General features: G+C 62.2%; 19 protein-coding genes. 4 read left to right on the top strand and 15 right to left on the bottom strand.

Going from position 1 to position 24,264, the window contains the following annotated elements; genetic code table 11:
• Positions 1-146 precede the first annotated feature (146 nt).
• Positions 147-854, top strand: coding sequence for a response regulator transcription factor CtrA (ctrA, locus tag ABDJ38_RS10495; RefSeq protein WP_346785048.1), 708 nt, complete (start codon positions 147-149; stop codon positions 852-854).
• Between the two features lie 39 nt (positions 855-893).
• Here ctrA and ABDJ38_RS10490 read toward each other — a convergent pair whose 3' ends face one another.
• The gene (locus ABDJ38_RS10490; protein WP_346785047.1) at positions 894-2,141 is read right to left on the bottom strand and encodes a mechanosensitive ion channel family protein; all 1,248 of its coding nucleotides are present in this window, start codon (positions 2,139-2,141) and stop codon (positions 894-896) included.
• A 108-nt stretch (positions 2,142-2,249) separates the two neighbouring features.
• Here ABDJ38_RS10490 and trmB point away from each other — a divergent pair, with 108 nt between their 5' ends.
• A complete protein-coding gene (trmB, locus tag ABDJ38_RS10485; protein ID WP_346785046.1) occupies positions 2,250-2,957 on the top strand; it encodes a tRNA (guanine(46)-N(7))-methyltransferase TrmB in 708 nt (235 codons plus the stop codon).
• Between the two features lie 210 nt (positions 2,958-3,167).
• Positions 3,168-3,419 (top strand): integrase arm-type DNA-binding domain-containing protein, encoded by a 252-nt coding sequence (locus ABDJ38_RS10480; protein WP_346785045.1) that lies wholly within the window; start codon positions 3,168-3,170, stop codon positions 3,417-3,419.
• Between the two features lie 32 nt (positions 3,420-3,451).
• Here the strand turns inward: ABDJ38_RS10480 and ABDJ38_RS10475 are convergent, their stop codons facing one another.
• From ABDJ38_RS10475 to ABDJ38_RS10420, 12 genes are all read right to left on the bottom strand, one after another.
• Positions 3,452-3,955 (bottom strand): hypothetical protein, encoded by a 504-nt coding sequence (locus ABDJ38_RS10475; protein ID WP_346785044.1) that lies wholly within the window; start codon positions 3,953-3,955, stop codon positions 3,452-3,454.
• 269 nt (positions 3,956-4,224) lie between these two features.
• A complete protein-coding gene (locus tag ABDJ38_RS10470; RefSeq protein ID WP_346785043.1) occupies positions 4,225-5,490 on the bottom strand; it encodes a purple acid phosphatase family protein in 1,266 nt (421 codons plus the stop codon).
• Between the two features lie 11 nt (positions 5,491-5,501).
• Positions 5,502-8,723, bottom strand: a complete 3,222-nt coding sequence (locus ABDJ38_RS10465; protein WP_346785042.1) for a TonB-dependent receptor — start codon at positions 8,721-8,723, stop codon at positions 5,502-5,504.
• A 125-nt stretch (positions 8,724-8,848) separates the two neighbouring features.
• Positions 8,849-9,835, bottom strand: a complete 987-nt coding sequence (locus tag ABDJ38_RS10460; protein WP_346785041.1) for a FecR family protein — start codon at positions 9,833-9,835, stop codon at positions 8,849-8,851.
• A complete protein-coding gene (locus ABDJ38_RS10455; protein ID WP_346785040.1) occupies positions 9,832-10,395 on the bottom strand; it encodes an RNA polymerase sigma factor in 564 nt (187 codons plus the stop codon). The genes ABDJ38_RS10460 and ABDJ38_RS10455 overlap by 4 nt, the downstream gene beginning before the upstream one ends.
• Before the next feature lie 207 nt (positions 10,396-10,602).
• Complete coding sequence (locus tag ABDJ38_RS10450; RefSeq protein ID WP_346785039.1) at positions 10,603-10,794, bottom strand: hypothetical protein; 192 nt, start codon at positions 10,792-10,794, stop codon at positions 10,603-10,605.
• Between the two features lie 287 nt (positions 10,795-11,081).
• Entirely contained in the window at positions 11,082-13,058 is a 1,977-nt protein-coding gene (locus ABDJ38_RS10445; RefSeq protein ID WP_346785038.1) for an outer membrane protein assembly factor BamB family protein, read from the bottom strand.
• A complete protein-coding gene (locus ABDJ38_RS10440) occupies positions 13,055-13,570 on the bottom strand; it encodes an SCO family protein (protein WP_346785037.1) in 516 nt (171 codons plus the stop codon). The genes ABDJ38_RS10445 and ABDJ38_RS10440 overlap by 4 nt, the downstream gene beginning before the upstream one ends.
• Complete coding sequence (locus tag ABDJ38_RS10435; protein ID WP_346785036.1) at positions 13,567-15,075, bottom strand: linalool dehydratase/isomerase domain-containing protein; 1,509 nt, start codon at positions 15,073-15,075, stop codon at positions 13,567-13,569. The genes ABDJ38_RS10440 and ABDJ38_RS10435 overlap by 4 nt, the downstream gene beginning before the upstream one ends.
• 3 nt (positions 15,076-15,078) lie before the next feature.
• Positions 15,079-15,387, bottom strand: coding sequence for an EthD family reductase (locus ABDJ38_RS10430; protein WP_346785035.1), 309 nt, complete (start codon positions 15,385-15,387; stop codon positions 15,079-15,081).
• Between the two features lie 29 nt (positions 15,388-15,416).
• Entirely contained in the window at positions 15,417-16,148 is a 732-nt protein-coding gene (locus tag ABDJ38_RS10425) for an acetoacetate decarboxylase family protein (RefSeq protein ID WP_346785034.1), read from the bottom strand.
• Positions 16,149-16,177: 29 nt separating this feature from the next.
• Positions 16,178-17,311, bottom strand: a complete 1,134-nt coding sequence (locus tag ABDJ38_RS10420; RefSeq protein ID WP_346785033.1) for a Rieske 2Fe-2S domain-containing protein — start codon at positions 17,309-17,311, stop codon at positions 16,178-16,180.
• A gap of 228 nt (positions 17,312-17,539) precedes the next feature.
• Between ABDJ38_RS10420 and ABDJ38_RS10415 the strand changes: the two genes are divergently transcribed.
• Complete coding sequence (locus tag ABDJ38_RS10415) at positions 17,540-18,523, top strand: MarR family winged helix-turn-helix transcriptional regulator (RefSeq protein ID WP_346785032.1); 984 nt, start codon at positions 17,540-17,542, stop codon at positions 18,521-18,523.
• 79 nt (positions 18,524-18,602) lie between these two features.
• Here ABDJ38_RS10415 and ABDJ38_RS10410 read toward each other — a convergent pair whose 3' ends face one another.
• Both ABDJ38_RS10410 and ABDJ38_RS10405 read right to left on the bottom strand, forming a co-directional pair.
• Positions 18,603-21,083, bottom strand: a complete 2,481-nt coding sequence (locus tag ABDJ38_RS10410; protein WP_346785031.1) for a S9 family peptidase — start codon at positions 21,081-21,083, stop codon at positions 18,603-18,605.
• 107 nt (positions 21,084-21,190) lie between these two features.
• A complete protein-coding gene (locus ABDJ38_RS10405; RefSeq protein WP_346785030.1) occupies positions 21,191-24,037 on the bottom strand; it encodes a TonB-dependent receptor in 2,847 nt (948 codons plus the stop codon).
• Positions 24,038-24,264: the final 227 nt, after the last annotated feature.

The raw sequence follows: 24,264 nt of genomic DNA, 5'->3' as shown, positions 1-24,264 counted from the left end.
CAAAAACTGTCACTCAAAAGACTCATGCGAAAAGTCTTAACGGGGGTAACGCGTTATTAACCTTTTTTGGTGACAAGTTGCGTGGTTAATTTACGGCAAGAAGCCCACTAAGGGGTTCATTCCGCAGCAATTGGGGTGTGACGAACATGCGCGTTCTGTTGATCGAAGACGAGCCGACGACCGCCAAAGCCATCGAGCTGATGCTCACGACCGAAGGCTTCAACGTGTACTCGACCGACCTGGGCGAGGAAGGCCTCGATCTCGGCAAGCTGTATGATTACGATATCATCCTGCTCGACCTGAACCTGCCCGACATGCACGGCTACGATGTGCTCAAGAAGCTGCGTGTCGCCAAGGTGCAGACGCCGGTGCTCATTCTCTCGGGCATTTCCGAAATGGATTCGAAGATCCGCTCGTTCGGCTTCGGCGCTGACGACTATGTCACCAAGCCGTTCCACCGCGACGAGCTGATCGCCCGCATCTATGCCGTGGTGCGCCGTTCGAAGGGCCACAGCCAGTCGATCATCCGCACCGGCAAGCTGGCGGTGAACCTCGATGCCAAGACCGTGGAAGTCGATGGCGCGCGGGTGCATCTCACCGGCAAGGAATATGCGATGCTCGAGCTGCTCTCGCTGCGCAAGGGCACCACGCTGACCAAGGAAATGTTCCTCAATCACCTGTATGGCGGGATGGACGAGCCGGAACTGAAGATCATCGACGTGTTCATCTGCAAGCTGCGCAAGAAGCTTTCGAGCGCGTGCGGCGGCGACAACTATATCGAGACGGTCTGGGGCCGCGGCTATGTGCTGCGCGATCCCGATGAAGAGACCTCGGGCGAATCCGAAGCAGCCTGAGTTAAGGTTATCCGGTCCCCCAAGTGGCGCCCCGTCGGTTCATGCTGACGGGGCGTCCGCTTGTTGGAGATCGGTCGGACGGCCAGCCAAAGAGGCCAGATCAAGTCCGCTCGGTTCCTGGAACAGCCGCAGGCCAAATTCGGGCAGGATCGCGATCAGGTGATCAAACAGGTCGGCCTGGATGGCTTCGTATTCGGGCCAGTCTGTGGTGCCGGCGAAGCAGTAGACTTCGAGTGGCAAGCCCTGCGGGGTCGGCGGCAGTTGGCGGACCATCAGGGTGAAGCCCTTGCTCGCCACCCGCGGATGGGCGCGTAGCCAGGCGATAACGTAGGCGCGGAAGGTGCCGATATTGGTGAACCGCCGCGCGTTGACGGGATTAACGTCGCCAGAGATTTCGCGGGCGTTCCATTCCTCGATCTCGTCATTCTTGGCCGCGAGGTAGGGCTGGAGCACACGGAAGCGGTGGAGGTCTGCCACCTCCTGGTCGGTGAGGAAACGGATCGCGTTCTGGTCGAGCGGGAGCGCGCGCTTGATCCGCCGTCCGCCCGAATCCTGCATCCCGCGCCAGTTGCGGAAACTGTCGGAGATCAGCTTGTGCGTCGGAATGGTGGTGATGGTCTTGTCGAAGTTCTGCACCTTCACCGTGTGCAGTGCGATGTCGATCACGTCGCCGTCGGCGTTCATGCCGGGCATTTCGATCCAGTCGCCCACACGCAGCATGTCGTTGCTGGAAAGCTGCACCGAGGCCACCAGCGACAGGATCGTGTCCTTGAACACCAGCATCAGCACCGCCGCCATCGCGCCAAGGCCCGACATCAGCAGCAAGGGCGATTCGCCGATCAGCACGGCGATGCCGAGGATTGCCCCCGCGCAATAAACGACGATTTTGAGCACCTGCAGATAGCCCTTGATCGGGCGGGCTCTGGCTTCCGGGCGGCGGCGATACAGCTCTTCGAGATAGTCGAGCGACTTGCTGATCGCCATCGCCACCGCGAGCACGATGCAGCAGCGCGCGACGGCGATGATCACCGAGTCGAGGTCGTCGGGCACGAAAGGCACCAGCTCGATCCCGCGCGACACGACCAGCAGCGGGATCACCTTGGCAAGGCGGGCGACCGCACGGTCGGCGGTCTTGCTGCGCGCGTCGAGGAACGGCGTCGCCATTCTCAACAGAACATGCTTGATCAACCAGTCGACCGCGAAAGCGACAAGCGCAAGCATCGCGAGCCCGATCACCGTCTGCAAGGCGGGCGCGAGCTGGGCGAACTGGTCAAGGAGTGTCTGCATGGCGGAAGGAGAGCTAGGGACTGGAACGTCCCAAACCAACCCCTGCCCGCATATGCGGCATAGCAGGGCACTGGACAAGACCGCGCAAATCCGCCTAGCGGGCCCGCCATGAGTGCACACAAGGAAGGCGATCCCACCACGCTGAAGCGGCTTTATGGTCGCAGCCAGGGCAAGAAGCTGCGCGCCGGGCAGCAGGAGCTGGTCGACACGCTCCTGCCCCGCATCGCCGTGCCCGAAGAGGGGCCGATCACCGCCGAGCGTCTGTTCGGGCACGACTGCCCGCTGCATTTCGAGATCGGCTTCGGCGGCGGCGAGCACATGGCCTACCGCGCCGACCTTCTGCCCGACCATGGCTTCATAGGGGCCGAGCCCTTCATCAACGGCGTGGCCCAGGCGCTCAGCCATATTCACGAAGGCAACCTGGGCAATGTACGCGTCCACAACGGCGATGCGCTGCAAGTGCTCGAACGCATCCCCGATGGCTCGCTGACCATGCTCTATCTGCTCCACCCGGACCCCTGGCCGAAGGCCAAACATGCCAAACGCCGGATGATGAACGACGGCCCGGTGCAGATGATCGCCGACAAGCTGAAACCCGGCGGCGAGTTCCGCTTCGGCACCGACCACCCGGTCTATGTTCGCCACGCGCTGATGGTGATGCAGCGCTTCACCGACCAGTTCGAATGGCAGGTGACAGGCCCGGAGAGTTTCCAGAACCGCCCCTCGGGCTGGCCCGAAACGCGTTACGAACACAAGGCCCGCACCACTTACGGCCACGAAGTCTGGTATTTTCGCTGGAAGCGCACTGAGGCGTAGCTTCACGTTGATTTTTCGGCCTTTTCCCAGGCCTTACTGCGCTACACTAGCAGTCTCTTGGCGGCTTTTTCCGCTTCGGTGATTGCTGGAAAGCACCTGCTGGAGGCTCGAAAATGGCTACAGGAAGAATAGGTAAGCGCGCGGTAGAACCGATGCGCTCGGTCGGCGTTGTCGGCTTCTTATGGGACAAGGATATCAAAAGGCTTCGGCATGAAGGTCACTTCATCCGGCGCGGCATCCTGCGTCCTGCAATATCGAATGGGTGGGCGTGAATCCAAGACGCGCCGGTATACGATCGGCGGACATGGTTCTCCCTGGGCACCTGCTGCGGCACGAGCAGAAGCTGAGCGGCTCAGTTTTCTCATTGCGCAGGGTAGCGATCCTTACCGAAGCGGAAAGTGCCGCGATCCTCGTAGAACAACCCGCCACGCACCGCGACATCGCCGCCGAGCGGCGCATTGACCTGCGCCGAATCGCCGAAACGGTCCTGGCGATCAGCTTGACCTGTCCGTCAAGGCAGCGCTGGTCGGGCTTCTTGGTAATAGAGTTGAACAAGCCGCCGGGCGCGCCGGGGCCGTAGAGCATGCCGGTGGGCCCTTGAGGAATTCGACCCGCTCGACATTGAACAGTTGCGGCACCGGGAAGCCGGTGTAGGGATCGCCGCGCAGCCCGTTGTAGAGATCTCTTCCTGGCGAAATCCACGCGCCGTGACGCCAGCGTAGCTGAAGAAACCAACCCCCGAAATGTTGCGATAAAGGTCCTGCGCATCGCGCGCGCTGATCCTCGATCAGCTGTTCCGTGATAGTCGTAATAACCTGGCTCGCCTGGAGCGGTGAGGTGGCTAGCTTACCAAACGTGATTTCTTCAACCCGGTACAGCTTTTGCGCAAGCCCGGTGACGATAATCGTACTCTGTGCCTCGGCTGCGGGAGGTACATCGGCAGGATATGTCTCACCTGTAGATGAACTTTCAGTCGGTGCCAGCACAGGCGTGGTCATGAGGCTGCTTGCGAGCAGCACGAACTTCAGGCGAGAAAACACGGATGCAGACACAAACCCCTATTTGCGAATCGCTCGCAGAGGGATGCGGATTTTATGCAATTGCAACTCAATCTTTATACGTCCGACTGCGCCAACAAAGCGACCATTGCCACTGAGGCAGATGTAGTTGTCGTCGCCACCCGTTTGGATCGCTTGCAACGTGCTGGTTCGCCGCGTTTCGCCATGCCTTCAAGCCTACGTGCCAGCATATATGACAGCACCCCCCCTCAAGGTTTGTGCAGGTGCATCGAGTCCAGCAGTGCTCCAGTTGCATCATAGGCGCGGTAAGTCAGGTCAACCCCGTCGACGTCGATCACTTGGTAGGCCTGCGTGCGCTCGGCAGTGCGGCGCGCCCAGACAAGATCGGCGACTTCGTACATTTTCGGACCTGCTACCGAAACTACATAGGTCGTGCCCGCATCGTCGGGCGATGGGCCATCAGGGCCTATCGCACCACGCGCATAGCCGTGATCGTGCCCCTGAAGCACAAGATCGACACCATATCTGTCGATCAGCGGCTTGAGTGCCGACCGCACCTTGGGGTTGTCGCGGTCAGGGTCGCTCGAAAAGAGCGGGAAGTGCAGGAACAACACCGTCCAGCGGTTGGGATTATCACGCAGAAGCTCGTCGAGCCATGCTATGGTTTCCGCGCGCGCCACCTCGTTCCTATCAAGCTGAGGGGAGTCAATCGAGATCAAGCGTAGCCCCTGGTAATCGGTATACCAATGGGTTTCGAGTGCTTCGGGAACTGAGGGCGGGCCGTTCTCGGGCAGGGTAAACTGCCGCCGCCACTGGCTGGTGACTGAGGATCCCGCTCGCGCAGCGCCATCCCGGCCATATTCATGATTGCCCGGTGTCGGCATTTGCGGCGTCTGGGAATAAAGGAACCCGCCCGCTGCAAACCATTCGCCCCATTCGCGGTCCGAGTTGTGACGATTGATCAGATCGCCTGCATGGATGGTGAAGGCCGCATCGCCCGCCGTTCGAAAGGCCATGCGCAGCGTTCGCGATGCCTGCGAGAGGACATCGTTTTGCATATCGCCCATATAAATGAAGCGAAATGGCTTCGCGTCGACCGCCGCAGTCCGAAACTGGAACCATTCGGACCAGCGCGCGCCATCGCCCACACGATAGGCATAGACCGTATCGGGTTCGAGCCCGGTCAGCACCGCCGAATGATAGGCGGCCGAGAACGCCGGGTCTTCCTCGATTGCGAAGGTGGCATCATCGGTAATTGCCTCCTGCGTTTCGGGGTCTTGCACGAAGTCCGGGCCGGGGGTCGCGCGGGCATATTGCACCAGCCCGGCAAGGCCCGGCGCGCTGCGCCAGGTGATCGCCATTTCATGCGCGGTATCGGCGGTGAGGTTGAGAACGATCCGCTCGGGCTGGGCGGTGGCCGGGGCAAGCACCGGGGGCGCCACGTCCTGCGCCGCCACCGGGGCGGCGCAGGTTGTGAGAAGGGCGGCGGCGAAGAGAGCTTTACGAATGATCATGATCGGCTCCATCAGAAGATCAGGTTGAAGCCGAGCGAGATCGTTCGCCCGTTTTTGATGTAGGCGCGGCTGGCCCCTTCGCTGCTCGACACGGTTTGCCAGTAGGTGTGCGCATCGAACAGGTTCTGCACCTGCAGCTGCACCGACGACTTCTTCAGGAAGCTTCGACGGAAGGTCAGATCGACGAAGCTGTAGGCCTGCTCGTAAGGATCGTTGCCGAAGTCGTTGATGCCGGACATGAACCGCGATTGGTAGTTCCACGCGCCATAGACTTCCCAGCCATTGCGCTCCCAGAACAGCTGGAGGTTGGCAATGGTCTCGGGCGTTTCCATCAGCGGCAGGGTGTAGCCCTCGGGATGCCACGACAGCCCCGTCGCAGCCTTCGAGCGTTGCAGGGTGACGTTGCCGCCAATGCCGAGCGAACCGAGCACGCCGGGCAGCCAGTGCAGCAGTTGCTGGCCACTGATTTCCACGCCGTAAACCTCGGCCCACTTGCCGTTGTTGGGCCTGGTAATCGCGACGCCTTCCGGGTTCACGTTCATGCCCGCTGTGCCGTTACGAATGTTGCTGGAGGACGAACGGAACAGGAAGTTCTCGATATCCTTGTAAAACACGGCAATCGAGTAAGCGCCGGTGGTGCCGTTGTAGCGTTCGAGCGAGATGTCGAAGTTGGTGGACCGCAGCGGCTCGAGATCGGGGTTGCCCATCTCGATCCCGGTCAGGATCCACTCGCTGGTGGGGTTCTCCACACCGTCACCATCGGGATCGCGATCGTAAGAGTATTCGCGGGCCGAGCTCATGCGGGCGATGTCGGGCCGGGCAAAGCTGGTCCAGATCGCCGCACGCAGCTTGGTCTTACGGTCGATGTCGTAGTTGACGTGTACCGAGGGCAGCCAGTTGGTGAAGCTGGTGCGGTCGCGAGTATAGCGCTCGCCGTTGACCGGGTCGGTGTTCCAGGCGTCGATGGTGTTGCGCGTGTTCTCCATTCGGACACCGGCGATGATCTGCGCCCGCCCGACATAGGCGGTGCCCATCAGGTAGCCCGAGATCACCCGCTCCTCGAAGGTGAAGCTGTCCTCGTCCGAGATCTTCGCCTGCGAGGGATCGACTGCGAAGCCATCGAACAGGCTGCTCTCGCCATTTTCGGCGCGTTGCAGCTCGGCCATCATGGCATCGTTGTCGAGCGTGGTGCCGAGGCGATAGTCGCCGGTGTAGGCTCCGCCGAACAGGCTGGTGATCTCTTCGCCATAAAGGTCGGAGAAGTCGGCCAGCGTGCCGTCGGAATTGAGGTCGAGGAATGAGCCTTCATAGGTGTGGCGGCGCGAATTATAGTACTTGGCGCCGGTGCGGATCGTGTCCAGCAAGTCCGAACCGATCTCCCATTCGAGGTTGGCCTGACCCTGCCACAGCTTCTCGCTCGATCCGCCGATTTCGCCTTCCAAGCCGCTGAAGTCGTATTCGGACGGGTCCTGCACCCCGGCAAGCCCGGCCGGGTTCAGCAACCACTTGGGAAAGCGCGTATCTTCCGACGCCGAAAACAGCACACCGCGATTGCCGAGCCAGCCATATTTGTCGCTGCGGAATTCCAGCTCGTAGCCATCGTCGAGGTTGTCTTCGGACTGCGAGTAGGAGACGTCGTAGTCGATCGTCACCGCGTTGAAGCGCGAGACGCCGCCGAAGTTGGCGGAGGCGAGGCTGCCGGTCTCGTTCGAGCCCTCCCAGAACCGGCGCAGGCGGAAGCCCGCCGGATCCCAGGTGCCCGACTTGCCGGCAAGACTGTAGGTCGAGCGTTCCGAACGGTCGGCATCGGTGATGCGGCCGTCCTTGTCGCGGTCGACGATCTGGTCGGTGGTGTAACCGTAGATCCGGCCCAGATCGTCGTCGAAGCCGATGACGGTGTCGTCCGGCTGCACGAGGTTCGCCTCGTCACGGTTGACCTGCGAGAGGCGGGCCGAATTGCGGCGGGTGTCGTTACGGAAGTTCAGGCGGTTGAGAAACTGCGTCTTGCGGAACTTGTTATACTGACCGCGCACGTGAAGGTCATGGTTGTCCGAGCGGAAATCGAGGCTCGAATTGACGCCCCAACGCTCTACCTCGGTCTCGCCGAAGCCCAGGTTCATGCCGCGCAGCACGAAGCGGTTGGGGTCCCAGCCTAGCGTTTCGCTGTCTTCATACCAGGTGTCGGGCTGGTTATCGCCATCGACGCCGTTCTGTTCGAACCGCGACTGGCGGCGGCTCCAACTGCCCGAAACGAACAGGCCGAGCTGGTCCGAAAACTGGCGCGAGGCTGCGCCCGAGAACTGGCCGCTGAACGGGTTGTCGTACTTGTCGAGCATGCTGACTTCGCCCGACAGGCGCAGGTAAGTCGGGTCCTGATCGAAGGCCGTGGGGGTGGAGATATCGACCGAACCGCCCAGCGCGTCGCCGTCCCGATCGGGCGTGAGCGTCTTGAAAACGGTGATTTCCTTGATCCCGTCCGGCGGCAGGACCGAAAGGCGAACGCCGCGATAGAACACGTCGTCGCGCGAGCCGGCGCCTCCAAGGCGCACGCCGTTGATCGAGTAGTTGTTCAGCTCGGTCGAGAGGCCGCGCACGGTGATGCGGTCGCCCTCGCCGGTGGTGGCATCGCGCACCGCGTTGACGCCGGGCAGGCGGGCCAATGCTTCGGAAACGTTGTTTGCGGGCAGGTCGCCCATGTCATCGGCGCTGATGGTGTCGGAAATGACATCTGAATCGCGCTTCTTGCCGAGCGAGGCCTGTACGGCTTCGAGATAGCCGGTCACGACGATCTCGTTGCTGTCGCCCGGTTCCACGGTCTGCCGGGGGTTGGCCGAGGCACGGGCGGGGGTTGTGCGGGCTGGTGCAGCGGCAGTCGGCTGCGAAGCGCGCTCCGGGGCAGGGCCAGCAAGGGTGACGATAATGGTCTGCCCCTGTCGACGCGTTTCGACACCGGCACCCGACACAATCCGGGCGAGCGCCATTTCGGGGCTCAGCCTGCCGGCGACCGCGCGGCTGGTGCGACCACGCAGCACGTCGGAAGAAGCGGCGACCTGAATGCCGGTGACGCGCGAATAGGCCCGCAGCGCGCTGGCCAGATCCTGTGCCGGGATCGAAAAGGTGTAAGCACTTCGCCCCGAGGCATAGGCCGGGGTTGCGGCTATGGTGAGCGGAAGGATGGCGCACGATAGCGCAAGCGCCGAAAGTGTGGCGCGACGAGATTTTGAGCGAAACATTATTTCCCCTGTCCTTGTGCTTGAAAGCATCTGGATGACGGTGGGAAAGATAAAAACCCGACAAAATATTTTTGTTACAATTATGTGAAGTTATTGCATAAATTCGATGTATCTGCTTGCTACCGTCAAGAGCGCGAGACGACCAATTGCTTCCCATCGTCTTGCCAGCGTAGTCCATGGATCGCTGCGAGCGTGTCGAGCACTTCGCGAGGGCTCCCCAGCTGGAACCGGCCAGAGATCCGTAGCGCTCCTATGTCGGGATCGGCCAGCAAGATCGGTCGGTCGGACTTGCGGTTCAGCTGCTCGATCAGATCGTCGAGCGGGGTGTCGTGCGCATCGAACCAGCCCTCGCGCCAGCCCGGTCCGTCGCCTTCCACATCGTCGAGGCTGCGCATGTGCGAGCCCATGATGGCCACTCCGACGCCCGCAGGAACTCGCCATTCACCATTGCCGGCCTCGACGTTTACGAGGCCGCGATAGACGCGCACCTCGCGCTCGCCGTCGTCGCGCAGATTTATGTCGAAGGCAGTCCCAAGCACCGAGACGCTGGCGCCGCCGGTATCGACGGTGAAGCTTCTCAGCGTTTCATGCGCGACATCGAAATAGGTCTCGCCGCGCGCGATTGTCACCGTGCGTGCCCAAGGCGTGATGCGCACCGATAGCTTTGTCCCGCCGCTGAGATGCAGGCGCGACCCGTCGGCAAGATCGACGATCCGATCCTCGCCGCGGGGCGCTGCATATTCGGTGACGGGGGCAAGGGTTCCCTGCGCGAATAGCACAACCGGCGGGATCACCATGAGCGCGATCGCCGCCAGTTGCGAACCACGCTTCAGCGAAGCGATCGCTCGGGGCGCGGTTTGTTCGTTGGCCTCGGGCAGGTCGTGCTGCCCCTCGTCGTTGTCGTTATGCGGCACGCCAGCTTCGAGCGCCCCGGCAAGGCCATCGGATTGCCACACCGCCGCCAGACGCGCATAGCTTTCGAGGTGCCGGGGATCTTGCCCAACCCAGCGGTCAAATTCCGCTGCGACCTCGCTATCGAGCACCGGGCGGCTCATCTTTTCGATCCAGATCGCTGCCTGGCTCTCGAGATCTGGCGTATCTCGCAGTATCATCCGTCCCATCCTGGCCGGTCAATGCCAGCCTTCTCCATTGCGCGGCGCAGGTCGACCAGTCCGCGAGTGATATGTTTTTCCACCGCCTTAGGGCTTAGCGACAATGCCTCGCCAATCGCCTGGCAGCTTTCTTGCCGCAACCGACGCCGCACCAGCACCTCTCGACGCAGCCGGGGCATGCGGTTCAGGCACCGCTGGAACACCTCGATTGCCCGGCGAGAATCAACCACGCGGTCGAGCGATGGAGCGTCGCCAAGGATTTCGCAGTCCAATGCCAGCCCGTAGCGGCTGTCCCGGCGGTGCCGATCCACCAGGAGATTGTCCGCAATGCGGAAACCTAAGGCAAAGGGACTGACGATCTCCTTCTCGCGGCTGATCGCGATCAGCCGTGCAAGCGTCTCCTGTGCAATATCTTCCGCTATATCGACGTGCGCACCTTGCGCACGCAAATAGCGCAAAAGCCCCGCTTGGACGTGAGCCCAATCCAAGACCCGCCCAGATTCGCCGGTGACAAGCGATGTGGTCTCATTACGCAGCAGAAGTCGCCCCTTCGGGATCATCGACGGAGCCGCTGTCGCTAATAAGAAAACATGACAGTTAGGCGAAACGTATCCCGGTCAGCTGCGCATAAAGGCGCTGTGCCGCCTCAAGGCTGCCGCAGAAGGATTCTATGTCGAACCGGAATTGGGGCAAGGATGGCCCGAGAGCCGGGTCCATGCAGCGATAAACATCTGCTTCGTACGTGCTTGCCATCACATTCCCTGCCCTCACAATTCGATAGCGGTCTTTCTGAAGCTGTCGGGACCCCAGCTAAAAGCATAAGCCGCAGGCAGCTCGTCGAAGTCGAAAGTCCTGCCGATCGGCGGCTTTACGCCATGCACTTCAACGAAGGCATTGAGCTTTTCTGCCATGTGGCGCGACCCGCAGAAGATGCCGCGCAGCGACCCGCCTTTCAGCATCAGGGGATGCGTATTGAGCGGGTCGCCTTCTGCCAGAACGCCGATCAGGGCAATCTCGCCATCGAAGCTAAGCGCCTCCGTCGACTGCCGTTGAAATACTTTCCCTGCGCGCCGGCGAAATCGTAGTAGTTAATCGACCACGCGCGCGACGCGATCAGCACTTCGCCGGAGCCGGCCGAGGGATCGGGCAACTCTGCCAGATAGAGCTCATCGAAGCCCTGCGAACCAGCTGGCAGTATCCATGCGCTTATTATTCTTTCCGTTCAGGCGGTTTGCCTGCCATCTTTTCAGTCGCCGGCCTTATCCGCCGGCAGGGCAAAGGTGACGTAACGGCTTGGCCCCGGTTCGGGGAGGCCAAGCCCGTCGGCAAAGAGCCCCATGCCGCCCACGGGCACGGTGATGAACTGCCGCCCGTCCGCCTCGTAGATTGCCGGCACGCCCTCGGTCGCCGCGTCGAACCGGTGTTCCCACAGGACTTCTCCGGTATCGGCGTCGCGCGCGCGGAAGGCGCGGTCCGTTGCCGTGCCAACGAACAGCAGGCCGCCGGCAGTCGCCACGGGGCCGCCGCGCGGTGTTTGCGACCCGACACCGGTAACGCCCTGCTCTTCCAAAGTCATGATCTCGCCATTCGGTATGCGCCAGATCTGTTCGCCGGAGTTCATGTCGTAGGCCGTCAAGAACGAAAACGGCGGCTTGATCGCCACCATACCGTTCGACTGCAGCAGGAAGTTGGTCGGCCAGCGATAAGGAATGATATCCTCCCCCTCGCCATTGGGCATTGCGTCCTTCGCTTCGGGACGCACGTCGGGGTTAAGCTTGACGAGAAGCGGCAGTTCGCGGCTGACCACGTAAATGCGTTGACGCTCGGGATCGGAGGCGACATTGCCCCAATTCGCCCCACCATTGGCCCCGGGAAAACTGATCGTACCGCGCGTGCTGGGGGGAACGTAGGGCCCTTCTTCCCAGCGAGAGGTTGCAAACAGTTCGCGCAGGGCCTGCTGATCCTCCTCGGGCAGCAGCGGATTGATGTCATCCGGCGTGAAGCTCATGCGCGTGTAGGGCAGCGGCCAGGTCGGGATCGGCTGGGTCGGGGAGGCCTTTTCGCCCGGAATGTCGGATGCTGGAACAGGCGTTTCCACGATCGGCCAGACCGGCTCGCCAGTTCGCCTGTCCAGGACGAACAGCCAACCCTGTTTCGTCGGCTGAACCAGGACCGGAATCCGTTCGCCGATCGCAGCACCTTCTTCGGGACCGCCGCTTTTGGTGATTGTCATCAGCTTGGGCGCCGTGGGCAGATCGAAGTCCCAGATGTCGTGGTGCACGGTCTGGTAGTGCCAGACGCGCTCACCGGTCTGGGCATCGAGCGCCACGATCGAGTTGGCGAACAGATTGTCGCCCTCGCGATTGCCGCCGAAATAGTCGTAACGCGCGGTGCCGGTGGGAATGTAGACCAAGCCCAGCTCGCTATCGACCGTGCTTTCCGACCAGTTGTGGACACCGCCGAACTTGCTGCGATCGGGCGCGTCGGGCCAGGTGTCGGCGCCGAACTCGCCTTCGCGCGGAACCACATTGAAAGTCCACTTCAACGCGCCGGTCACCACGTCATAGGCATGGATGTTCGCTGGCGCGGACGCGTAATCATAGGCGCCTGCTGGCAGGGAGACGATAATCGTATCGCGATAGATGCGCCCCGGATTATCGGTCTGAAGCGGGCTGCCCGGTGTGGCGATATCGGCTGGCAGGGCGTCGCGCAAATCGACGCCGCCATCATTGCCGAAGTCTTCGATCACCTGGCCGGTCGCGGCATCCACTGCGCGAAGCATGCCATTGTTGATGATCAACAGACGCTCGTCCGCGCCATCGTCGCTGCGCCAGTAATTAACGCCGCGCATGCCGATGCGCCCTTCGAGCTCGCTACGCCACAACTCGGCGCCCGTCGCAGGATCGAGCGCCGCGAGTTGCCCGCCGCCGTGAAGGACATACATCCGCCCGCCTGCGACCACCGGATTGAAACGCGGCGGTTGCCCCTCGCCAGTGGCATATTCCCAGACCACTTCGAGTTGAGCGACATTCGACCGGTCGATCTGGTCGAGCGAGGAATATTGCGCGCTGTCCGCCCCGCCCAGATAGGCATCCCACCCGGCATAGTCGAAGTCCTCCACCGGCAAACCCGTGGACCCTACGCCGATTGCCGGCACTTCGACGACAGTGGAGCAGGCGGAGAGCAAGGCAATCAGCCCCAGCGAGAACAGCGATCTTTTCATTCTGTACTTTCAGGGGGTTTGGCCAGTTCGGCGCGCAAGGCGTCTGCCAGTCGTGCCGCGTCGAGCGTGTCGGGATAGTGCGCTCGGTATTGGAATTGTGGGTCCATCAGATAGGCAAGCGAGGAGTGCGGCATATCGTAGCCTTCCGGATCGTCGGGGTCGGCTACCTTCGTGGCGAACACCTTGAAGGCAGTGCGAACTTCGTCGATGTCTGCGCGACTGCCTGTGAGCCCGGTAAAGCGTGGCCACCCGTTCTCCAGGAAGGCCCGCATCACCTCCGGCGTGTCGCGCTCGGGATCGACCGTGATGTAGAGCGGCCGGATAGCCTCGGCCTGCCCGCCCAGCAGATCCAGCGCTTCGGAAATCCGCGTGAGGGCGCGCGGGCACACCATCTTGCAATGGGTGAAGCCGAAGAAGATCAGTGCAAACCGCCCTTCGTGGTCCGCCTGGGTAACCGGTTTGCCAAAGTGGTCGGTGAGTTCGAAATTGCCGCCTATTGCTGTGCTGGTCACGACGCCCTGTCCGGCACTAATTGCAGATCGGTTTGCCTCTCGATTGTCATGTGCAGTTCGATGCGCTCGCCTTCCGCCGCTTCCAATACGTCGCCGTCGCGCAGGATCGTGCAGCGGCCGCCACCGGGGTTGGCGAGGACCAGCCTTGCTTCAACGCCGTCTCTCACTGCGGGGCGCAGCGTGAGCGACAACGTAACCTCGTCGTCGTCATAACGCGCCTGCAGGACATCCACTTCGAACGGACATTCGGCCAGATGTGGCTGGCGAAAATGCTCCTCTCCCCAAGGATGGTTATACAGCTTCCAGAGCCCGTCGGGCACGTTGAGCCGGGCATATCCGGCCAGCACATTGCCCATCAGCGGCTCGACGAAAGTGAGGTTGCCATCCTCGTCATAGCTGCGGTCGTTGCGCGGATAGTACAGCCCACCCTTTTCCCAGCTCGGGTTCATGTGCGTATCGGCATGGGCGAGCATGCCGGACAACGTGTTTTCGTCGCCCAGCTCGGACAACCACATCAGCACCGTTCCGAAATCCGGCGTCGACCATTGCACCGCCAGTTCGTCCAGCGCCGCTTCCTCGCCGACCTGCTCATAGGACTCCGCAGTGCCCGGCAACATCGCCAGCGGGCGAAGCGAGATGGTGCCGTCCTCAGCCGTCTTGAGTGCATGATAGACCTGGCTGCGGCGATGCTCGCGCACGAACTCGCGGTTCCAGGCGTGCATGATCGCGCCTGTGTGCGAATCCGTGGCGGGACCGCCGGGGACGAGCACATTCTGCCGCATCATCAGCATCATCGGCATCGTGCCGGGCCGATCCAGCACATCGCGGTCCGCCCAGGCCTGGCGGTATCCGGCTGCGGCTTCCTCGGCGATGCTCGTGCCCTTGCGGATATCGTGGAAGCGGAAGCCCAGCATCGGAAACTGGTTGCACACCAGAAAGATGCAATTGGGCTCGCAAGCAACGCCCAGCCAGCCATTCTCGACCATCTGCCAGTAGATGATGTCGTTGATCGAGGAGAAGTCGTATTCAAACTCCATCTCCTCGCCAACGAACAGCGGCGAGTGGCGAATGGTCAGCCCGCCTTCGCGCTCGTAACGGTCATCATCGAACAGCACGCCATACATCCCCGCCATGGCATGCAGGTGGCCGGAATACATGATGTTCTCTTTCACCACCGGATCGTGCCACTGCTCGCGGCGTTCTTCGAGATCCGGATCGATCCGCTTGTCGGACTGGCTCGCTTCGTACCAATAGCCCCAGACCTCGCGCCGACGCATCTTGCGGATCGCGGCCTGCATTGCGTCCCTAAACACGCACGGTGCGGCGGGCAGGTGGTGATAATGCGCAAGGCCCAGCGCATAGACGATATGGCCAAGCTGGTAGCGGTAAGAAGACAGACCTTCCTGCCCCGCTTCCATCGAATCCATATGCGACCAGTCGCCATCGGGCTGCGCCATCAGATTGCGCATATGCCGGATGTGCCCTGCCTGCTTGTCGGTCAGCATGGCTCAGATTTCCGTCAGTTCGTACATTAGCGAGCGCGCAGGCGTGGGTGAATAGTTGGGAACATCGGCTCCGGCTGCTGCAGCTTCTGGCGTCGCGAGAGCGGCCATCAAAGCCTCTTTGCTTTCGTAATCGGCCTCGAACACGCAAAAACAATCGAGGTCGCCGTTGATCGTGATGTCGGGCGCAAAAGCGTAACCGCGCCGGATCGCTCCGGGAACATTTGCGCCGAGCGGCAGATGCACATCGACGAAGTAGCGTTTGAACTCCTCTGGATCTTCGGGCCACGGATAGAGATTGATGAGACGGTACATGCGGAATCCTTCCAGTCGAGTTCGCCGGGTCAGAGGCGTTCGATGATTGATGCGCCGGCGAGGTTGATATCGAGGCGCGTCCAGCTCTCCTGAATCTTCCCGCGCACCGGCAACTGGTGCCACGGGTCGAGGTCGGACACGCCGGTGTAGTGGCAATTGCCTTCGCCCAGCCACGCGAACTTCGGACGGCATTCGAGTTCGCCAAGAACCAGTTCCGCCAGCGAATAGGGCTCATCGGGATCGGGGCTCTGGATGACCCGCAGGTTCAGCCCCTTGAGCATGAAGCTCTCGGGTATTTCCATCGGGCTGATGCCGCGGAAGACGCCGTTCATGATCCTTAGGCCCTGCGGCCGTTCGTAATACATGCCGACGAGGTCTTCGTGCTTTTCGAACGTAATGTGACCGATCTTCTTGGGAAAGCCGTAGCCTTCGCGCCCCGCCATCAATGCAATGCTCTGGCTGACGCCCGCCTGCGTGAAGTAAGCGTATTCCTCCCCGTCATAGACGACGCTGATGCATTGCAGAATCTCGCGATAGGGGCCGCCGGTGCTCCATTCGTAATCCGCAAAGATCAGCCGGACATGAGTCGGGTCGGTCAGTTGGAGCTGTTCCGGCACGATGGCGGCGGCGGCCTCTGGATCGGTGCGATACTCGAACGTGTACCAGTCCGCATTGCGCCAGTAGGATGGCTTCTCGACATAGGCGGCCGATTGGACCGGCATGGTGAGGCCGAACTGCTCCTTGGTGAGCCTGCCCTGCATGTTATCTCCTGTAATCGGGAGTCTTCGACCTATTCAGCGGCTTCGACGAACGCTGTCGCGCTAGCATCGGCTGTTGCCTGCCTGGTAGGAAACGGCTCAACTGGCGTACCTTCTTCCCGCATCAACTGTGCCATTAGTTGCCGGAACATGCCCGGCCCCTTGTCGGCATCAATCCAGGCCATTCGTTCGCCTGGATGGTGGTCGATAATCTTCTGCTGCGCTTCGATCATGTCGAGGTCTTCATCGAAAGCCGCGCTGGCGACCTTCCACATGCCTTCCGCTTCGTCGTCGGTCACATCAGCCTTGCGGGGGCCGGAGGAGAAGAAATAGCGCGTGGTCCGCTCGGTCATTGGGGTAACAGCCTGGCAGCTGGTATTGTCGCTGAGCGGTTCGACATCGGCGGGCGGCGTGCCAAAATCGCATTTCTCGGCCGTTCCTGCCGGATAGGTCGCCACGCGCGAAATAAAGACGCCCGGCACGACGTAGTCGAGCCGCGACCAGACATCGCCCGTCCCGCCCGACTTGGCTTGGATTACCGCCCGGCCGAAATCGCCGACACGCCAGTTTTCATAGCGCACGCCGGTCTCGATCCGCTTGCCAGCAGAACCGCCTGCGGACTGGCCCGTCTTCTTGTCCCCCGGCTCACCTTCGGGCGGGGCGGCTAGCGTTTTTTCGTGCAGGAAGCCGACGTGCGACAAGTCGAGCAGATTGTCGCTGATCAGCGCATGATGCGCTTGGTAATCGAGCTGGCCGGTCTTGAACCGGCGCGCCGGTTCATCCAGGTAGCCGCAATCGGGGATTGCCGCCGGGTCCGCCAATGCCGGATCACCCAACCAGATCCACGCCCATTGGTGTCGCTCGACCACCGGATAGGGCTGCAGACAAAGCTGCGGCGAGATCTTTTCCTGCCCCGGCACCTCGACGCAGCCCCCCTCGGCGTCGAACTTGACACCATGATACATGCAGCGGAGGTCGTCGCCTTCGAGCCGCCCTTTCGAGAGCGGGGCCCAGCGATGCGGGCACCGATCGGGCAATGCCGTGAGCGCGCCATCCTTCTTGCGGAAGAATACTACCGGCTCGCCGGCGATAGTTCGCGCGGCGAGCTCGCCGGGTTCAAACTCGGTCAACCAGCCAGCGACATACCAGACGTTCTTCAGAAACATCCTGTTCTCCTCTGCAGTCATGTACCGCGCAGGGGTTCTAGGCGCCCCGTCATCGCCCCCATGTACACCTCTAACGATTTCGAGTCAAAAGCATGCAATGGGCGAGGGACACACGTGATATCTGTCCAAGCGTGGTGCCCGCTTTGCATTCCAGACAAGGTTTTCGTACCGCCTTTGGCGTGGGGTAATGCACCCTGACAGACACCTGATTTTATGGGGCGGATCGGATTGACGAAAGAAGGCTCATCAGAACCGATCGATCTGGCGGATCGGCATGAGGCCTTCGAAGCGCATATGTATTCGCCCGCCCACCTTATCGCGCGTGCGAACCAGATGGTAAGCGCGGGATATCTGGGGCGGTGCCGTTCGGACGGGTTGAAGCTCACCTTGCCCCAATTACTCTATCTGTGCGCCGTAGCCGCCAATCCCGGCGGCCATCAGGCAGCAGCGGCCCGAATGGTGGGGATGGACACGCCCACCGGCGCGCTGGTGATCTCCGCCCTCGAACGCAAAGGGCTGGTCGAACGGCTCCAGAGCGACACCGACAAACGCCGCAAGAACGTATATTGCACGCGGGAGGGTGAATGCGCCCGGACCAGAGGACACGCGCTTTTCGCCGCTTCCACGCGCGACTTTATGGAGCCTGCCTCACGCTCGGATCGCCGAGAGCTCCAGAGAACACTAGAGATAATTGCAGCGCACAAGGAGTCCGCGCCCCCTCCCTTGTGCGATGCCGACGGCAAGCCGATCACGGTCCCTGGCTACCTGCCGGCAGACGTTCTTCCAGGTTACCTCTTTGGTCGCTGTCTGCAGATCGCGGTCGCGCTTGTCACACCGGCGCTTGCCCCGTTCGACCTTACTATTCGGCAATATGTCGTGCTCGCGATGCTTGGCATAATTGGCCCGTGCAACATGACCTTGCTCACCCGGGCTATGGGATCCGAACGCTCAGCGATGGCCGTGGTCCTGCCTACGCTCAAGGAGCGCCGACTGCTTAGCATCCATCGCGAAACCGATCGTTCGCTGTCCATCGCACTGACCGAATCCGGGCGCGTACTTCTCGCCCGGGCAAGACCAGTCGCTGAAGCCGCCAATCGACATATTGCCTCAGGTCTTGACGACGCCGAGAGACAGCATTTTGCCGGAACGCTAGCAAGAATCCTCGACCACCGCGGCGAACTCCTCAGGTTCGAGGGTGTGGCGGCAGCTTGAGAGGACAGGATCTCAATGCGAACTGCTCAAGTCGGCGCTCAAGCGAAAAGGGAATTGAATGATCAAGAGGGCGCTGTCGTTACTCGGCGTGCCTCACATAGGTGTCGAACCAGTCGAACGCCTCGGCAAGCGTGTGCAGGCGACTTTCGCGCGCGACATAGGCGTGATCCTCGTAGGGCATCATCTCCAGCTTGGCGGTCGCCCCCAGCCCCTTCAGCGCGTGATAGAAACGCTGCGACTGGATCGGATAGGTGCCGGTGTTGCTGTCGATCTCGCCGTGGAACAGCAGGATCGGCTCGTTGATGTCGGGCGCATGCATGAAAGGCGACATCGCATAGTAGACCTCGGGCACCTCCCAGTAGGTGCGCCGTTCGCGCTGGAACCCGAACGGGGTCAGCGTGCGGTTATAAGCTCCGCTCAGCGCATAACCGGCGGCGAAGATATCGCTGTGCGCGAGCAGGTTCGCAGTCATAAAAGCGCCGTAGCTGTGCCCGGCGATACCCACCGTCGAGCGCTCGGTGACGCCCGCGTCGACCAGCATATCGACCGCCGCCTGCGCATTGGCGACCAATTGCTCGACATAGGTGTCGTTTGCCTCAAGTCCGCCGACGATCGGCATCGCCGCATCGGCCAGCACCGCATAGCCCTGGGTGAGGAACAGCAGATAGTCGCTCGACACCCGGTTCGAGCGGCCCGAATAGCGATAGGGCGAACCGCGCACCTGCCCCGCGCCCTGCTTGCTCGCAAACTCGCGCGGGTAGGCCCAGACGATTGTCGGCACCTTGTCGCCCTCGCGGTAGTTCGGCGGCAGGTAAAGCGTTCCGCTCAGCGGCACGCCATCGGAGCGGGTGTAGTTCACCAGCTGCTTGCTTGACCAGCTCAGCGCATGTTCGGGCTGCGCGATCCGGGTCAGCGCCATTTGCGAACCACCGGCAAGGTCAAGCATGCGGTAGTTCGCAGGCGTGGTGCCCGTTTCATAGCGAGTGACGATCCGGCGCGCGTCATCGTCAAGCACGGCGACGACCGTCTCGTAGCTTTCACCCTCGGTTGAGAACAGCCGTTCGGTCTGCCCGGTGGCGAGGTTGAAGCGGTCGAGGAACGGGTGGTCGCCCGCTGGGGAGCCGCCCTCACCCGTCAGATAAATCCAGTCGCCGTCCTGACGCAGCAGCGCGCCGCCCGCCAGCGTGACAGGTTCGCCCGGATCGCCATACCAGTCGTCCGAATTGTGCGACCACAAGAGACGCGCTTCGGAGCCATTCGCAGTGGCATCGGCAAGCCACATCTGCGTGTCACGCGTAGCCCAGCTGAACTGCCCCGCCATCACCTTCTCGCCTCGCGCGGTGAAGGCAAACTGCCCCCGCGAACCGCCGTCGGGCGCGGTCGGAACGATGCGGTCCTCGGTGCGCAGAATTTCGCGCGGATCGTCGGTGAAGGGAGCTTCGAGCACCAGCAGGCGGTCGCGATAGTCGGCCTCGACCGCCGGATTGCCCGCGTCGAGCGGCTCGACATAGACCAGCGCGGCGAGCGACGAAGGCCGCCATTGGTGCCAGCGCTCGCCCGGTTGCGCCCAGCCCATGTTTTCAGGGCCAGCGGTGTTGAGCGGCAGGCTGGCAAGCTCGCGCACCAGCGTTCCATCAGCCGCCAAAATATCGACCTGCTTGGGGAACCGGCTGGCGGGCACGAGATAGGAATAGGGCCGCACGATCCGCGTGGCGAGCACATAGTCCCCATCTGCCGAAGGGGTGAGAGCCTCGTAAATGCCCGGTTCGCCGAAGGGCTTTTGCTCGCCGCTGGCGACATCGACCATCATCGGCTGCGCAGTCATGTAATAGTCGAACAGGCGCTCGTCGTATTCGTCGGTGAGCAGGTTGGTGTAGGTCCAGACCGGGGCCTTCTCGCCATCGGTCTGCTGCACGGCAGGCCCCGTTGGCACACCGCGCTTCGGCGCAGGGCCACGGTCGGCGGGGACGAACTGGCAGAGAATACGTCGGCTGTCGGAAAGCCACGTGCAAGGCGCATCGGACGAAGAGGCAATACTGCTGGCGACATTGATCGAGGGGCCGGTAAGGCGGCGCACCGTGCCGTCCGTCGCATTGGCGAGCCACAGCTCGATGCCGTGGTCGGCGGTGTGCAGGAAGGCAAAGCTCTCGCCATCGGGCGACCACATGGGCGGCCCGAGGTTCGTTGCCGGCGCGGCGAGATCGCGCTCTTCGCCGGTGCGCAGGTTGATCAGGTGATAGCTCGTGCCCCGCCCGGTATAGGTCGAGTGCCGGTCATAGACCTTGGTGTCATAGGGCCCGTTGGTTTCGACATTCACGCGCACCCCGCCAAGACGCACCATCTCCACGGCACGTTCGGCTATTCCCGGCATGCCCTGCAACGTGGTCAGCACCATCCAGTTGCCATCCGGGCTGGCGCTGGCGGCAGGCGGCGGCGGGATGTCGAGAATGGCGCTCGCCTCGGCCGAAGGCTCGCGATAGCCCTCCTGCGCGACGGCAACACTGGGCAGGATCGCTCCGCTTACGGCGAGAACAAGCGCAAGAATGCCGGTGAGTTTCATGGACAATGGCTCCGGAACCGGGTGGCGACACCGCCGAGACGGCGCGAAATCAGCGTAGGATGCGGCGGCGGCCCCGCTGAAGGACCAGCCGCCGCATCAGCGGTCTATCAGAAGCTCTTGGTGAACCCGAGATAGAAGAACGTGCCGACGTTATCGAACAGCGACGCGCCCGAGGCCCCCGTATAGGTCGAGGGGGTGCGCGGCGGATGCTCGTCGAACAGGTTGTTCACGCCGAACTGCACGGTTTCTCCACTGTCGAAGTCGTAGGAGAACGACAGATCGTGGTAGAACCGTTCGTCGACGGTCACCCCGCCATAATATTCATCGCTGCGCTGCACGTTGATCTTCGAGCTGCCGATGTAGCGCACCGTCCAGTTCGCACGCAGCCCGCCCAGCGAATAGCCAAGGTTGAGGTTGCCGCGCCAGGTCGGGTTGCCATACTCGCCGTCGCTGATGAGGAGCGTGTCGAGATCGGTGGTGTCGACCAGCTCTTCCAGCTTGTCGAGATAGGTGGCGGTCAGCCGCATATCGAGACGGCCCGGCAGATCGGCGGAAATCCGGTCGAGATAGGTGCGATAGCTTGCCGCCATGTCCAGACCGCGCGCTTCGAGCGCACCGATGTTCACCTGACGCAGGTCGATCGACGAGATCACATAGGGATCGCTGATGCCCGTGAAGTTGCCGCGCGTAACAAGCGGACAGAACGGGTTGTCGATCGTTTCGGAATCGACGCACTTGTCGACGATGTCGTTGCCGCTGAGGGTCTGGATCGCGTCATCGATCTTGATCGTCCACCAGTCAGCCGAAAGCCGCAGGCCATCGAATGGCGACGCGACCACACCGAAGGTCCACGAATTCGAGGTCTCTTCCATCAGGTCGGGGTTGCCGCCAAGCCGTGTGGTCAGCGCCAGCGACGATGCCGGGTCGACCCAGCCAGCGGGGATGCCCAGCGCGCGGCAGTTCGCCTCACGGTTGGGATTGAGGTTGATCTCCGCCGCATCGCACGGGTCGGCGGTAATGTTCAGCACGCCCAGCGTTTCGGGCGCGAAGAACTCGACCAGCGTCGGCGCGCGCACGCTGCGCGAGCGGGTGACGCGGAAGGTCAGATCGTCGATCGGCGCCCATTCGCCAGCCAGCTTCCAGGCCCAGGTATCGCCCACGGTGTCATAGTGCGAATAGCGCGCGGCGCCTTCGAACTGCAGCGACTTGCCGATGATGCTGTCCCTGAGGACCGGCACGACCAGCTCCACGAAGGCTTCCGACACATCGCTGCTGGCATCGACCTCGCCGCCGCCATTGTCGGTGCGGTACAGCAGGCCGCGCGAGCCCAGCGCGTCATCGACACTCTTGAGCGAATCCTTGCGGTACTCCGCGCCCAGCGCCACGCCGAGCGGCCCCGCCGGAAGTTCGATGGGGGTGCCCGTTACCTGGAAACCGGCGAGGAACTGTTCGTTGGTGACGTCGCGCTGGAAAGTGGCCTCGAAATAGGACTTTTCCTCGTCGGTCAGCATGCCGTCGAAGACGCTGATCGGCGTGCAGCCTGCATCGCGCGCTGCTTCGCTGCGGCATACGATGTCGCCCGAAACCGGATCGCGCACGGCATCGACCGCCTCGTAGAAGCGGCTCTCGATACGCGAGTTGCCGCGCTTGTAGCGCTGGTCGCGCCGCCCGTACTGGGCAAAGGCCGTCCAGTCGAAGCTGCCAAGCTCGCCGCGCAGTCCGCCAGCGATGGTGTAGGTCGTGCGCCGGTTGCCGTGCTCGCGGTTGCCGTAGATGTATTCGCCTTCGTAGCCCACCTTGATCGACGACAGGTTGTTGGCATCCATCAGTGCGGTGACTTCATCAGGCAGCGTGGGATTGTCGCGGCTGAGGGTCAGCGCGGAATCGAAGAAGCCCTGGCCGTTCGTTTCGCTCTCGGCGAAGGAGAACTCGAAATCGGTGAAGGCGGTGATGCCGCTGGTCAGCTCGTACTGAAGGCCGGCGATGGCGGAAACGGCCTCGCGCGGATTGCGCAGGTTGCGCTCGCGCGTGTCATAGCCAAAGTCGCCGCCGACACATTTCGAGCCGTAGCAGGTGATATCGTCGGGCTGCTCGATCAGGCCCTGATCGTAGAAATAGCGCTGCCCACCGACTACGAAGGTCGGCTCGTAGGGCGTAGTGATCGTGCGCGGATTGTTGATGACGATGCGATCAGGAATCCCGTCGTTGGGGCCGGTGTTGTCGGGGTTGGTCACGAAGTCCAGCTCACCCGCGCCGTAGGTATAGCTGCGATCCGCGTAGCGCAGCGTGTCGCTCTTGCTGTAGGTGAGGCCGAAGCGCGCCGATCCGCGCCCGTCGTCGAACTGGCCGCCGCCGCTGGCCGAGACCCGGTAGGTTCCGGCATCGCCGCGCGACGACAGACCCAGGCGGCCCGACAGGGTCAGGCCTTCCATATCGTCCTTGAGCTTGATGTTGACCACGCCCGAGACGGCGTCCGCACCATAGACGGCCGAGGCGCCGCCGGTGATGATGTCGACACCCTCGATCATCGAGGTCGGGATAGCGGAGACGTCGACCTGCGCCCCATCGCGCGAGCCGGACACGCGGCGGCGACCGTCAACCAGCACCAGCGTGCGGTTTTCACCCAAGCCGCGCAGGTTGATGAAGGTGGCGCCGATGTCGCGCTGGAAGGTGTCGTTGCCCGCCCCGAGGCCCACCGAAATCTGCGGGCTCTGCATCAGCACTTCGCCGATGTCGTTGAGGCCGGTGTTCGAAATCTGCTCCGCAGTCACGACCGTGGTCGGGGTCGGATTGTCGAAGCCGGTGCGGGCGATGCGCGAGCCGGTGACGACGATGCGGCCTTCGGTCTCTTCGCTGGCGGCTGCGGTGCTGGTTTCCGGGGCGTCCTGCGCATGAGCAATGGACGGAGCAAGGCACAGCGCCAAAGCTGTACCGCCGACCAGAAGTCGTTTCAAATCCAAGCCTGATTCGCCAATGGCGGTGCGATTGAGCCCCGAATACCTCATAATTATCTCCGTTTTGAAACCTTATCGATCCGAGAGACAGTCTTGCGACAAAGGAAAGCCCTGCGAAGCAATATTGGTTCGCGTACCTATAACCATGCGTTATGATGCGAGCTTCGGTGCGACCCCTCAGCTGACGCCAGATCTGCCAGACTGGCGCGCTTACTGGAGGTCGGTGC

Origin of the sequence: Aurantiacibacter flavus, assembly GCF_039710615.1 — a bacterium.
Taxonomy (GTDB): domain Bacteria; phylum Pseudomonadota; class Alphaproteobacteria; order Sphingomonadales; family Sphingomonadaceae; genus Alteraurantiacibacter; species Alteraurantiacibacter flavus.
Note: the sequence above shows the minus strand (reverse complement) of the source record. Positions and strands in the feature narration are given on the sequence as shown.

Coding starts and splice junctions, on each gene's coding strand:
- ABDJ38_RS10455 (WP_346785040.1), bottom strand. CDS start 10,395: ATGATCCCGAAGGGGCGACTTCTGCTGCGTAATGAGACCACATCGCTT.
- ABDJ38_RS10435 (WP_346785036.1), bottom strand. CDS start 15,075: ATGCTGACCGACAAGCAGGCAGGGCACATCCGGCATATGCGCAATCTG.
- ABDJ38_RS10410 (WP_346785031.1), bottom strand. CDS start 21,083: ATGAAACTCACCGGCATTCTTGCGCTTGTTCTCGCCGTAAGCGGAGCG.
- ctrA (WP_346785048.1), top strand. CDS start 147: ATGCGCGTTCTGTTGATCGAAGACGAGCCGACGACCGCCAAAGCCATC.
- ABDJ38_RS10430 (WP_346785035.1), bottom strand. CDS start 15,387: ATGTACCGTCTCATCAATCTCTATCCGTGGCCCGAAGATCCAGAGGAG.
- ABDJ38_RS10420 (WP_346785033.1), bottom strand. CDS start 17,311: ATGTTTCTGAAGAACGTCTGGTATGTCGCTGGCTGGTTGACCGAGTTT.
- ABDJ38_RS10470 (WP_346785043.1), bottom strand. CDS start 5,490: ATGATCATTCGTAAAGCTCTCTTCGCCGCCGCCCTTCTCACAACCTGC.
- ABDJ38_RS10475 (WP_346785044.1), bottom strand. CDS start 3,955: ATGACCACGCCTGTGCTGGCACCGACTGAAAGTTCATCTACAGGTGAG.
- ABDJ38_RS10480 (WP_346785045.1), top strand. CDS start 3,168: ATGAAGGTCACTTCATCCGGCGCGGCATCCTGCGTCCTGCAATATCGA.
- ABDJ38_RS10450 (WP_346785039.1), bottom strand. CDS start 10,794: ATGCTGAAAGGCGGGTCGCTGCGCGGCATCTTCTGCGGGTCGCGCCAC.
- ABDJ38_RS10460 (WP_346785041.1), bottom strand. CDS start 9,835: ATGATACTGCGAGATACGCCAGATCTCGAGAGCCAGGCAGCGATCTGG.
- trmB (WP_346785046.1), top strand. CDS start 2,250: ATGAGTGCACACAAGGAAGGCGATCCCACCACGCTGAAGCGGCTTTAT.
- ABDJ38_RS10425 (WP_346785034.1), bottom strand. CDS start 16,148: ATGCAGGGCAGGCTCACCAAGGAGCAGTTCGGCCTCACCATGCCGGTC.
- ABDJ38_RS10445 (WP_346785038.1), bottom strand. CDS start 13,058: ATGAAAAGATCGCTGTTCTCGCTGGGGCTGATTGCCTTGCTCTCCGCC.
- ABDJ38_RS10490 (WP_346785047.1), bottom strand. CDS start 2,141: ATGCAGACACTCCTTGACCAGTTCGCCCAGCTCGCGCCCGCCTTGCAG.
- ABDJ38_RS10465 (WP_346785042.1), bottom strand. CDS start 8,723: ATGTTTCGCTCAAAATCTCGTCGCGCCACACTTTCGGCGCTTGCGCTA.